Genomic DNA, 11901 nt, shown 5'->3' with positions numbered 1-11901 from the left:
TCCAACCCGGTATCGAGCGGAGATCTGATCCGTGCGCATCCTGCTTGTCGAAGATGATTCGCTGCTTGGCGACGGCATTCGGGCGGGCCTGCAGCAGCAGGGCTTCCTGGTCGATTGGGTGCGCGACGGTGAGGCGGCGTGGCGCGAGTTGCGCACGGACGCCTACGTCGCCGCGATACTCGATCTTGGGTTGCCGCGCATGGACGGTGTGGACGTGCTGCGAAAGGTGCGCGCCGCAGGCATCGCGGTCCCCATCCTGGTGCTGACCGCGCGAGACGCGATACCGGATCGCGTACGCGGTCTCGATCTCGGCGCCGATGACTACATTGTCAAGCCCATCGATCTGCACGAACTCAGTGCGAGACTTCGCGCGCTGGTGCGCCGTGCACATGGCCATCCCACGGAGCAGCTGCGCGCGCGCGGCATTGTGCTTGAGCCGGCGTCACGCACGGTTTTCTGCAACGGCAGCGCGGTTGCGCTGTCCACGCGGGAATTCGACCTGCTGCACGCCTTGATGCTGAACGCAGGGCGCGTGCTGTCACGCGAGCAGCTCGAGCAGTGCCTGTACACATGGGGGCAGGAAGTTGGAAGCAACGCAGTGGAGGTGCACATCCATCATCTGCGCGCCAAACTCGGCAGCGACCTCATCCTGACCGTGCGCGGCGTCGGCTATATGCTGCCGCGTGACAACGCAGAAGCGCCATGACGCGGCCGCGCTCGCTCCATGGTCGGCTGCTGCTTCTGGTGCTTGGCGCCGTCGCCGGCCTGTGGCTCGTCACCGCATTGATCACGTGGTACGACGCCCAGGACGAGATTGATCAACTGCTGGACAGCCATCTGGCGCAAGCCGGCGCGCTACTGGCCATGCAGCACGCGCAGGCCTTCGACGAAGACGATGAACCGAGCCACGACCTGCCGCTCCAGTATCGCCACGCGCCCAAGGTCGCCTTTCAAGTGTTTCACGAAGGGAAACTGGGCATCCATTCAGCCAACGCGCCAGACCAGCCGATGGTGAAACCGGGTGAGCACACCGCGTCCGGATTCGCGACGGTGCGAATCGGGGGCAATGCCTGGCGTGTCTTTGCAGCGCAGGGTGTGCATAAGGACGTCCAGGTCTACGTCGGCGAGCGCATCGACTCGCGCACCGCAATCCTGACAGCGATACTGCGCAACATGCTGTGGCCGATGGCGTTGGCATTGCCGTTACTCGCCTTGGCCGTCTGGTGGGCGGTCAAGCGGGGCATGCTGCCGCTGCGCAAATTGGGCAACGCGCTTGCTGAGCGCGACCCGCGAGCGCTTGATCCGGTCCGGATGCCCCATGCGCCGGACGAGATGATGCCCATGCTCGACGCGCTCAACGCGCTCTTTGTCCGCATTCAGGCCATGATCGAAGCCGAGCGCCGCTTTACCGCAGACGCAGCCCACGAGTTACGCACGCCGCTTGCCGCGATCAAGGCACAAGCCCAGGTGGCAATGGGCGCCGAAGACGACGCCATGCGTCGCCATGCCTTGCTCGGAACGCTGGAAGGGTGCGACCGTGCCGCCCACCTGGTTGACCAATTACTGCTGCTTTCGCGACTGGACGCCAACGCCGGCGTGTCGATAGAACCGATTGACCTTGGCGCACTGGCAAGGCAAGTCATGGCAGACATTGCGCCAATGGCCCTCGGCAAGCGACAGCACATCGAATTGGAGAGCCCGGAGTGTTGCATGGTCACCGGTAACAGGGCTTTGCTTGCCTCACTTGGCCGCAACCTGATCGATAACGCCATACGCTACAGCCCCGCCGAGGCCCACATCGTCGTGACGGTAGCGAACCGAAGCGGACGTGCCGCGCTCAGCGTGGAAGACAGCGGCCCCGGGCTTCCGCCTTCCGAACAGGACCGACTTGGCGAGCGTTTTTTTCGTGTCGTCGGAACGGAACAGAGTGGCAGCGGCCTCGGATGGTCAATCGTGCGCCGGATCGCGGCAGTTCACGGTGCAAGCGTTACGGTGGGCCGCTCGTCGGGTCTCGGTGGGTTGCGCGTCGACGTCATCTGGCCAGCGCTGGAGCCCAGCGTGTCCGGGATCCACCAATAGGTCATGCGCGACTTCATCCCTTCATGGAAGCCATGAAGAATACGGGCCACCAGCGCGGATCGAAGATCATCTATATGTGGAAGACCGCACCGGCGTATCTCATGCTCAATGGATTGGCCCGGGGCTGCGAATCGACCGAGTGCTACTGCTCAACCTGAACCCCATCCCCACGCTCACTGCTCAGATAACCCATGCAACAGACAAAAGAAATCGATCTTGAGATCGCTGCCGATTCTGATGACAGCGTGGTCAAGCAGGCCGCCGCCCGGCGCAGCACCCTGGTGAGCGTGGCGGTCAATCTTGGGCTGACGGTCGCGCAGGTGGCGGCTGGCATGCTGGCTGGCTCGCAGGCGCTGATTGCCGACGCCATCCACTCCTTGTCCGACCTGATCGCGGACTTTGTGGTGCTGTTTGCCAGCCACCATAGCCAGAAGGGGCCGGATCAGACCCACCACTACGGTCATCAACGCTTCGAGAATGCCGCTTCGCTCGCGCTCGGTCTGCTCCTGCTGGCGGTGGGTGTGGGCATGCTCTGGAACGCGGTGCTTAAGCTGGAGCACGTCGAGGCGATCCAGCCGGTGCGGCTGATTGGTCTATGGGTCGCGCTGGGCGCCCTGGCCGCCAAAGAACTGTTGTTCCGCTACATGCTGGCGGTGGCCGAAAGGGTGCGTTCGAGCATGCTGGTCGCCAACGCCTGGCATGCGCGTTCGGATGCCGCATCGTCGCTGGTGGTGGCGCTTGGCATTGTGGGCAACGTGCTGGGGTATCGCCTGCTCGACCCGGTGGCGGCGCTTGTCGTGGGTCTGATGGTGACCCGCATGGGGTGGCAGTTCGGCCGGGAAGCCCTGCACGACCTGATGGATCGCGCCGTCGATGAGGAGACTGTGGAGGCGATCCACCAAGTCATGCTTGCAACGCCTGGGGTGCTTGGCGTACACGACGTCAAGACACGCCGCATGGGCGACATGATCCTGGTGGACGCTCACCTTGAAGTCGATGCCCGCGCCAGTGTGCGCGAGGGCCACAACATCGCACTGGAGGCTCGCCGCCGCGTAATGGAACGCCACGACGTGCTCAATTTGATGACCCATGTGGATCCGGTGGATGTGCCGGTTTAATCGCAACCGACTCCTGTTATGTGAGCTTGTGAGAAGCCACTCCCAACCTGGGGTAACGGACTACCACCGGTAGAGTTCGAACAACGCCATTCCCAACGGCCCGCGGGTGTCTAGGAAAGCCGGGGCGATTCATTACTGGCCGCCAGCGTTGGCTCTCCTGCGCAGGGCGGCCTACGATAGCGGATTGCCTGCGTCTGTTGTTATCGGCAGCGGTCGCCTTGCCTCAGACCAGCACGTGACGCACCTCAAGAAAGAAGCGCTGAATCTCTTGTTCAATTTCCGGATCGATCATTTCGTCCGGCCGTTTTCCGTTCGGACAGGCAAGCCTTGGAGTCGAACCAAACAAGCGACAAATCAACGGGCGCTCCAAATATACGCTGCATCCCTTGGTATCAAGATGAGGGCAACTTAGGTTTGCCAGCGCAGCGTCGCGCTCGGCATCGCTCTTAACGGGAAGCCTCGACATCTCCTCCGTTGAGGTTGTCACAGGTCCACAACAATCGTGACATCCCGGAGTGCACTCGAATGTGGGAATTCGTGAGCGAAGAAACCTGATTTTTTGGCTATGCATCGGTGTAGCTAGGCGTAGCTGAGCACAAGGTTGTCGTCCATCGTGGACACGATCCCCGGCATATGCGAATGGGCATGGTCACTTCCGTGGCAAGAGCTTTCAGCTCTGGTCGATTCGGCGTTCGCCGCCGCCCCGTAAGCTCGCCCGCTCTTCCCAGAATTCGAGGTCCAGCGCGAGCCGTTTGCTTTGCTTCAGGCGGCGCGCAGCCAAGCGCAGGTTCAGAGCGTGCTCCATCTCCAGCGTGCGCGCACGCGTGAGCAGCGTGTCCAGCGCCGGAAGTTTCCACGACCCCTTCCAAGCGAACAACGTGTAGTTGCAGCTGTCCTCGGACGTCGAAACGGAGAACGACTCGCCGAATACCGAGTGCAACTCCTCAAGGTAGAACGGGATATCGCGATCACTCTCGAGGAAGTTGGCAACCAGTACGCCATCGTCGGCAAGGCGCGCGTAACAGGCAGCGTAAAAGTCTGCAGTCCCCAGTTGCGCGGCCATGCCATGCGCCAGAAATCCGTCGACCAGAATCACATCGGGTCGTGCATCCTGCCCTTTGACATACTCGGCACCGTCCGCGCAGATCACTTCGAAGCGGTCGTCGTCGCGGGGAATGTGGAACGTATCGCGCAAAGCGATTACAGCAGGGTCGATCTCGATTGCCGCCACTTTGGTATTGGGAAGGTGGTGGTAACAGTACTTGGCCAACGAGCCGCCGCCCAAGCCGATCATGGAGATTCGGGCAGGCGCCGGCTGCAGGAGCAGAAAGCCCATCATCGTTCGGGTATAGCCGAGCACCAACTTGTTTGGGTCGCGCCTTGACATGAGGCTCTGTACCCCATGCACGTCAAAATGGAGCGACAGTTCGTGCGCAGTTTCCAGCAGCGTTGGCGTCCCGTCGTTAGGGGCTTCGGCGAGAAACTTCACATAGGCGTCAAGGGAGCCGTAGGACATGTCAAATTGCCGATCTTGATCAAGCGTTCGTATGAATGAGTCGGGCGCTCAGCAGCGCTGCAATGACTTTCACTGCGGCGGCGTCATCCCGACCAACGGCCTGGATCATTACCTTGGCGCCCGCGCGGGCGGGGAGCCGCATGACCTCCATGACATTCTTGGCGTTCGCCGTGCGCTCGTTGCAGACGAGCAGGATGTCGCAATCGAACTGGCTGGCGGCATGTACCAGCCGCGCAGATCCACTGCCTTGCAGACCAACGCGGCAGGTCATCTCGATCGTCGCTTCTACCAATGCATCCTCAAAAAAACGGTGAATTCCAAACAGGCTCACGGTCGCCTGGCTGCAGCCCGCGAATTGGCGACGGAGCACCTAGCGCGCGTCTCAGGCTGTGCTTTGGTGCATGGTTGTATATAATGATAATGACATTATCATACAATGATACTCCACATGGAATCCAAGACTGCGCGTCTCACCGTGTTGATCGATCCGGTGAAGAAGAAGTCCTTCGAGAAGTTGTGCGCGGCGCAAGATCAGACGCCGTCGCAAGTGGTGCGACAGTTGATTCGCGACTACCTGGAGCAGCACGGCGTCAGCTATGCGACCCGCCCCAAAGTCGGGACGGCCACCCTGACTCAAAAACGCAATCCGTAGTCTCTGAGCCCCTCACGGCGGATCGCCTCGAATTGCACTGACGCGTTGCCTGTGTCCTGGGAGGGACGGATACCGTCCAAGAATTGGCTGCATGCTCCTGTGACCAATGTCAGCGCCGGCTGACCACTGATGAAGCCGGCGAGTGGCAAGAGCGGCTGTCGCTTAACCACTCGTGCGGCTTCGATTCCATCTTCGGTGACGGCAAGGTCGTTGGCAGATCGCCTCGGGCACCATCCAATCCTTCGCCGGCGTGGAGCGGTGCCGCGGCATGATGCGCGCCGCTGGGCCAACATGTTTGACGAGGGCCAGCGATGCGGCCACCAAGTCAATTGCACAATGGTCTGTGATGACCGACGAACCGAACATCAAGAGCCCACTCGTGCGACCAATCAGGGCGTTCCGCAACGGCGCGAGCAGAGGTGCCGGTAAGTCGTCCGTCGTGGCCACTGGTCCGGTCTGTACGATCTGAGGCCATGCTCCCGCGAACGGAGTACGCGCTTTCAGCTCACCGCCATGAAGCAGATCTTCCCTGTGCGACAGGAACTCGGGAGGCAGTTCGCCGACGACTACGCAGTCCGTGCCTGGGCAGAGTGTTCCGACGATAACTGCGTGGGTTGGCTGACACTCCCCGGACTTGATGCAACCTTGCGGGAGATTCTGCTCAAGCACTTGGCGAGCGCAAGATCCCAACCTGTTTGGCGCGTCATTGGGATCGAAGCAGTTGAAGGAAGCGGTGCTCAACTAGTCATTGAGTTTGGAACTTTCCACCCTACGCAGAAAAAGGGGTTAGGCTCCGTATTTCGCCAACTGCCCGCCGACATCGGCCACGCGAAAGATGCGCATTCCCCCAATGAAGGCGATCATCGCATTCGAGTCCGTCGCGCGGACCAAGAGCGTAAATCGTGCGTCCGAAGAGCTCGGCTTGACGGCGTCGGCGGTCAGCCACCAGATCAGCAATCTCGAGGCGGCGATCGGTCAGCCCCTGTTCTTCCGGCAAGGGAGAGGGCTCGTACTCACGCCCGTGGGCGAGCAGTATCTGCGTGAGGTGACGGGCGCGCTGGCCGAACTCAACCGTGCCACGGAGCGCGCCTCCAGCCGCGCCGATGTCGAGATTCTTCGCGTGCATTCCAGCCCGAGCTTTGGCCTGATGTGGCTGTTGCCCCGGCTCGCGGCATTCCAGGAGGATCACAGCGACATTCGGTTGAACGTGTCGTGTTCGTATGAAGACGTCTCGTTCACCAGCGGGTTCTACGACCTCGACATCCGCTACGGACACGCGCATTGGCGCGACGTGCAGATCAGGACGCTGCGCACCGAGCACATCGCTCCGCTGGCCTCACCGGCATACCTCGAACGGCACCCCGTGCCCTCGCCGCAAGACTTGCTCGCGCATCGGCTCATTCGGTCGGAGACGCCGATCGTGCAGTGGCAGCAGTGGTTTGCACGCGTTGGCGTTGAGCACATGCACGTGTCGTTCGACTTCGCCTTCGACCGTTCGTACATGTCGCTCGAGACTGCGGCGCTCGGCCTGGGCGTGGCGCTGGAAAGCACGTTGCTCGCATCGGTCTTGATCGACCAGGGCCGGCTCGTGCCGGTATTTGGCAAGGACCACGCGCTGGAGGTGGCGGGCCACCATATCGTCTTCCCACCCCAGAATGCCGAACTGCCGCGCGTGGCGCGCTTTCTCGCCTGGGTCGACCGGCAGGTCAAAACAGCACCGGGCGCCTAGCTTGCCGGGGCGCCATGGTGCGCCGCACCAGTGGCATGCCCGGCTTCATCTGAAAATTTCTCAGCCATAGTTGAATCCAACTGCGTTGATCGAATCGTCTGCTGGCACAACACTGCAGCCAACAAGATTCCAACAGCCAGGAGACAACGATGTTGCTTGAGAACAGGGTCGTGATCGTGACCGGTGCCGCTTCGCCGCGCGGTATCGGGCGGGCCACCGCAAAGGCACTTGCCGCACAAGGCGCGCATGTGGTCGTACTCGACCTGCGGCGCGAAGATGCCGAACAGGCGGCGCGCGAACTTGGTGAAGGCCACCTGGGCCTGGCCTGCGATGTGACCGATCGGGCTGCGTGCGATGCGGCTGCACAGGCCACGCTTGCCAAATACGACCGTATTGATGGACTCATCAACAACGCAGGCATCACCCAGCCGCTGCGCACGCTCGACATCCAGGCGGGCAATTTCGATGCGGTGGTCGACGTCAACCTGCGCGGCACGCTGTACATGTCGCAAGCCGTCCTGCCGCATATGAAAGCGCGCAAGCGCGGCAGCATTGTCTGCATGTCGTCGGTGTCTGCGCAACGCGGCGGCGGCATCTTCGGCGGGCCCCATTACAGCGCTGCCAAGGCAGGCGTGCTTGGCCTTGCCAAGGCCATGGCCCGCGAATTCGGTGGCGACAATGTCCGCGTCAACTCCATCACGCCAGGGCTGATCCAAACCGACATCACCGGCGACAAGCTCACGCCCGACATGCGCGCCGAGATCATCAAGGGCATCCCGCTTGGCCGGCTCGGCGATGCGGCCGACGTTGCCAACGCGTGCCTGTTCCTGGTGAGCGATCTGTCTGCCTACCTGACCGGCATCACGCTCGACGTGAACGGCGGCATGCTGATTCACTGAACGATCCAACCTACACCGCCACGGCACGTACACCGGCCGTGGACTTCTTCAAGACACATGCACCCGGGCCCACCCGGGGCACATGGTAGGAGACACCATGACGACGAAGTTTGCATCGCCCCTGCCGGGCGACGAGATGGCGCATGCCGATGCCGCCACGTTTGAAGCCCGCACGTATGCCAAGGTCGCGCGCCGGCTCATTCCATTCCTGATGATCTGCTATCTGGGTGCCTACCTGGATCGCGTCAACGTGGGGTTCGCCAAGCTGCAGATGCTCAACGACCTGCGTTTCAGCGAGACGGTGTACGGCCTGGGTGCCGGCATCTTCTTTCTTGGCTACTTCCTGTTTGAAGTGCCGAGCAATGTGATCCTGCACAAGGTCGGCGCGCGCAACTGGCTCGCACGCATCATGTTGACGTGGGCAGTCATCTCTGCAGCTTTTGCCTTCGTGAACACACCGACGTCGTTCTACGTGCTGCGCTTCCTGCTCGGGGTGGCCGAAGCCGGCTTCGCGCCGGGCGTCATCCTGTACATGACGTACTGGTTCCCGTCGCAGCGCCGGGCCAAGGCATTGTCGATGTTCTTCATGGCGATTCCGCTCGCGGGCATCGTCGGGGGACCACTGTCGGGCTACATCCTGCACACCTTTCACGATGTGGCAGGGCTGTCCGGCTGGAAGTGGCTGTTCCTGATCGAAGCTCTGCCGTCGCTGCTGCTGGGCGTGGCCATCCTGTTCTATCTGGACAACGGCATCGCCCAGGCCAAGTGGCTGACCGACGCAGAAAAGGCGCTGCTTGAGCGCAACGTCGCCGGAGACAACGCACAGAAGACCGCTCACGGTTCGGTGGGCGCCTTCATCGCAGACCGCCGCCTCTGGCTGCTGGCCGCCATCTACTTCTGCGTGGTGCTTGGCCAATACGGGCTCACGTTCTGGCTGCCGACCCTGATCCGCAAGGCTGGCGTGGCTGATCCGCTGTGGGTGGGCGTGTTCACCGCCGTGCCGTATATCTGCGCCATCGTCGCGCTGCCGTTGATTGGCATGAGCGCGGACCGCCGCCGCGAGCGCCGTCTGCACCTTGCCGTGCCGATGCTGGTGGCCGCCGCCGGGTTCGCCGCGCTGCCGCTGATTGGCAACGTGGGCGCTGCGCTGGTGTGCCTGAGCATTGCTGCCGCCGGGATCCTGTCTTCGTCGTCGCAGTTCTGGTCGTTGCCCACCGCCATGCTGGGCGGCATGTCCGCCGCTGCGGGCATCGCTGCGGTCAACTGCTTCGCCAACCTTGCCGGGTTCTTCTCGCCGGCCATCGTCGGGTGGCTCAACGACCTGACGGGTAAATCAACGGCTGGCCTGATCTTCATCTCCTCAGCCATCGTGCTTGGCGCCGTGCTGGTGTTCTTCGTGCCCGCAAAGACCGTCAACCGTTGAGGCGCTGACTGTCTCTGCCCCCGTGTTTCCCGCTTCATCACAGGAACCATCATGACTTCCACATCATTGCCCCCAACCGACGCTCTGCCTCTGGCCGAGCGCGCTTACCGGATCCGCCGCAACGCCCTGCTGATGGGCGAAGTGCAGGGCCAGGGCTATATCGGGCAAGCGCTCGACATTGCCGACGTGCTGGCCGTCGCCTACTTCGGCGCCATGCGCTATCGGCCCGAAGACCCCGACTGGGAAGGCCGCGACCGCTTCCTGCTCTCCAACGGCCACTATGCGATCGCGCTGTACGCCGCGTTGCTCGAAGCCGGCATCCTGCCCGCCGAAGAACTGCAGACGTACGGCAGTGACGACAGCCGCCTGCCGATGTCGGGCATGGCCAGCTATACGCCCGGCATGGAAATGTCCGGTGGCTCACTCGGCCAGGGGCTCACGATTGCCGTCGGCCGCTGCTTGGGCCTCAAACGCAAGGGCTCCGACGCGTTCGTCTACACGCTGTTCTCAGATGGCGAGCTGGATGAAGGCGCCGTGTGGGAAGGCCTGCTGTCCGCCGCGCACTGGAAGCTGGACAACCTCATCGCCGTGGTGGACGTGAACAATCAGCAGGCCGACGGCCCGTCGACGCAGATCATGGCGTTCGAGCCACTGCTGCCCAAGCTCGAAGCGTTCGGCTGGTTCACTCAACGCGTGGATGGCAACGACATCGACGCGGTGAAGGCCGCGTTTGACGCAGCGCGCGCACACAAGGGTGCGCAGCCGCGCATGATCATTTGCGATACCCGCATGGGTTGCGGTGTTCCGTTCCTGGAGCAGCGCGAAAAGAATCACTTCATCCGCGTTGACGCGCACGAATGGCAGCTCGCGCTGCAAGCACTGGAAGCCGGGAGGACCGCATGAGCAGCACCGTCATCAACAAGCCCAAGCTGAAGACCTCCGCAATGATCGCCTCCATTGCGGGCGAGGGCCAGGCAACACGCCCGGCGCCGTTCGGCCACGCGCTGGCCGAGCTGGCACGCGTGAAGCCGAACGTCGTCGGCATGACGGCAGACCTGGGCAAGTACACCGATCTGCACATCTTCGCCAAGGAATTCCCCGACCGCTACTACCAGATGGGCATGGCCGAGCAACTGCTCATGGGCGCTGCCGCCGGGCTGGCTAACGAAGGCGCCCAGCCGTTTGTGACGACCTACGCTGTCTTCGCCACCCGTCGTGCCTACGACTTCATGCACCAGACGATTGCCGAAGACAACCTCGATGTGAAGATCGTCTGCGCGCTGCCCGGCCTGACCACTGGCTACGGGCCGAGCCACCAGGCCGCCGAAGACCTGGCGCTGATGCGTGCCATGCCCAACATGACCGTCATCGACCCGTGCGACGCGCTGGAGATCGAGCAGATGGTGCCGGCCATTGCAGCGCATGCCGGGCCTGTCTATGCGCGCCTGCTGCGCGGCAACGTGCCGGTGGTGCTTGACGAATACGGCTATCAGTTCGAACTGGGCAAGGCCAAGCTGCTGCGCGATGGCGCCGAAGTGCTGGTCATTTCGTCCGGCATCATGACGATGCGCGCGCTGGAAGTGGCCAAGGCGCTGGAGGACGACGGCATTGGCGTGGGCGTGCTGCACGTGCCGACGATCAAGCCGCTCGATACCGAGACGATCCTGCGTGAGGCACGACTCTCGGGCCGGCTCGTGGTGGTGGCAGAGAACCACACCGTGATCGGCGGCCTGGGCGAGGCGGTTGCTGGCACCTTGATGCGAGCTGGGGTCTGCGTGCCGTTCCGCCAGGTTGGGCTGCCGGACGCATTTCTCGATGCCGGGGCACTTCCCACCCTGCACGATCGCTATGGGATTTCCACGAACGTCATGGCATCGACCATTCGCGGTTGGCTAGATTGAAAGAGTGCACCTCTCGCTCCAGCGGGCAGCGGCACATTGGGGCGTTCCGCGGTGAGGTAGTGTCGGCTGGTTCGCGTCCCGCCAGCTTCGAATGATGCTGAGGGCAGCCGCGTTGATCAGAGCACTCTCCTGCTCGCTGCCGAGCGGGGGAGTGCTCTGTATCGAATTTGGCCGCAAGAGCCAACGTCAGAGGCAGAGGATGCCAACCCCAGCGTAGTACGCAACGGCGTCACGCAGGAACTGCGCGGGGCTGACCCTCCTCTTATCCGGGGGCGTGGCTGTGAACGCGATGCGAGCGCGGGCATCTGCGGCCACGAAGAGCATTTCCTAGCCCGCGCCGTCCACCGAGTCGTGGTGGTTGCTGATAACGCGGTGGCCGGCCGCTTGATGCGTGTCCCGTGTGGTGCATTCCGGTCAACTCCACGATTACACGCCCATGGCCTGTCCTCGTGCTTCCGCCGGCGCGCGGGCCACGGCCTCCATGCCCAGCCCCTCAAATCAAAACAAGGAGTGGGCATACGACGACGGCGACACCGACCCTGGGGCGTCTGCCCCGCTTTGGCGTAATCTCCTAACTGCACGCC

Annotated in this window: 13 protein-coding genes and 1 pseudogene; 10 read left to right on the top strand and 4 right to left on the bottom strand. The window is 62.7% G+C overall.

Annotation, left to right across the window (positions count from 1 at the left end):
• Window positions 1-31: 31 nt before the first annotated feature.
• From DOD19_RS11935 to DOD19_RS11925, 4 genes are read left to right on the top strand one after another with little or no spacing between them, the layout of a single operon-like run.
• A complete protein-coding gene (locus DOD19_RS11935) occupies window positions 32-706 on the top strand; it encodes a response regulator (protein WP_024976471.1) in 675 nt (224 codons plus the stop codon).
• A complete protein-coding gene (locus DOD19_RS11930) occupies window positions 703-2079 on the top strand; it encodes an ATP-binding protein (RefSeq protein ID WP_112185664.1) in 1377 nt (458 codons plus the stop codon). Before DOD19_RS11935 ends, DOD19_RS11930 begins: the two co-directional genes overlap by 4 nt.
• 23 nt (window positions 2080-2102) lie before the next feature.
• Window positions 2103-2237: a hypothetical protein gene (locus DOD19_RS28155; protein WP_275426885.1), complete on the top strand. Its 135-nt coding sequence runs from the start codon at window positions 2103-2105 to the stop codon at window positions 2235-2237.
• A gap of 33 nt (window positions 2238-2270) precedes the next feature.
• Entirely contained in the window at window positions 2271-3197 is a 927-nt protein-coding gene (locus DOD19_RS11925) for a cation diffusion facilitator family transporter (protein WP_112185662.1), read from the top strand.
• Window positions 3198-3420: 223 nt separating this feature from the next.
• Here DOD19_RS11925 and DOD19_RS11920 read toward each other — a convergent pair whose 3' ends face one another.
• The 3 genes from DOD19_RS11920 to DOD19_RS11910 all read right to left on the bottom strand — a co-directional run bounded on the left by DOD19_RS11920 (window position 3421) and on the right by DOD19_RS11910 (window position 5083).
• Window positions 3421-3768 (bottom strand): YkgJ family cysteine cluster protein, encoded by a 348-nt coding sequence (locus DOD19_RS11920; RefSeq protein WP_112185660.1) that lies wholly within the window; start codon window positions 3766-3768, stop codon window positions 3421-3423.
• A 99-nt stretch (window positions 3769-3867) separates the two neighbouring features.
• Window positions 3868-4713 (bottom strand): fused MFS/spermidine synthase, encoded by an 846-nt coding sequence (locus DOD19_RS11915; RefSeq protein ID WP_024976468.1) that lies wholly within the window; start codon window positions 4711-4713, stop codon window positions 3868-3870.
• 19 nt (window positions 4714-4732) lie between these two features.
• On the bottom strand, window positions 4733-5083 hold the full coding sequence (locus tag DOD19_RS11910) for an HPr family phosphocarrier protein (protein WP_239497990.1): 351 nt from the start codon (window positions 5081-5083) through the stop codon (window positions 4733-4735).
• 78 nt (window positions 5084-5161) lie between these two features.
• On the opposite strand from DOD19_RS11910, the gene DOD19_RS11905 reads away from it, so the two are divergent.
• From DOD19_RS11905 to DOD19_RS11875, 6 genes are all read left to right on the top strand, one after another.
• The gene (locus DOD19_RS11905) at window positions 5162-5365 is read left to right on the top strand and encodes a ribbon-helix-helix protein, CopG family (protein ID WP_024976466.1); all 204 of its coding nucleotides are present in this window, start codon (window positions 5162-5164) and stop codon (window positions 5363-5365) included.
• 835 nt (window positions 5366-6200) lie between these two features.
• A complete protein-coding gene (locus DOD19_RS11895; protein WP_112185658.1) occupies window positions 6201-7094 on the top strand; it encodes a LysR substrate-binding domain-containing protein in 894 nt (297 codons plus the stop codon).
• A gap of 149 nt (window positions 7095-7243) precedes the next feature.
• Entirely contained in the window at window positions 7244-7993 is a 750-nt protein-coding gene (locus DOD19_RS11890; protein WP_045201860.1) for a glucose 1-dehydrogenase, read from the top strand.
• 97 nt (window positions 7994-8090) lie between these two features.
• A complete protein-coding gene (locus DOD19_RS11885) occupies window positions 8091-9416 on the top strand; it encodes an MFS transporter (protein ID WP_112185656.1) in 1326 nt (441 codons plus the stop codon).
• Between the two features lie 51 nt (window positions 9417-9467).
• On the top strand, window positions 9468-10319 hold the full coding sequence (locus tag DOD19_RS11880) for a transketolase (RefSeq protein ID WP_112185654.1): 852 nt from the start codon (window positions 9468-9470) through the stop codon (window positions 10317-10319).
• Window positions 10316-11317, top strand: coding sequence for a transketolase family protein (locus DOD19_RS11875; protein WP_112185652.1), 1002 nt, complete (start codon window positions 10316-10318; stop codon window positions 11315-11317). Before DOD19_RS11880 ends, DOD19_RS11875 begins: the two co-directional genes overlap by 4 nt.
• 198 nt (window positions 11318-11515) lie before the next feature.
• Here DOD19_RS11875 and DOD19_RS27910 read toward each other — a convergent pair.
• Window positions 11516-11695 (bottom strand): annotated as a pseudogene (locus DOD19_RS27910) (IS481 family transposase); the annotation flags it as partial.
• Window positions 11696-11901: the final 206 nt, after the last annotated feature.

It is taken from the genome of Ralstonia sp. GX3-BWBA (genome assembly GCF_003290055.1).
Classification (GTDB): domain Bacteria; phylum Pseudomonadota; class Gammaproteobacteria; order Burkholderiales; family Burkholderiaceae; genus Ralstonia; species Ralstonia holmesii.
The sequence above is the reverse complement of the archived record's forward strand: the minus strand, read 5'-3'. Positions and strand labels throughout refer to the sequence as shown.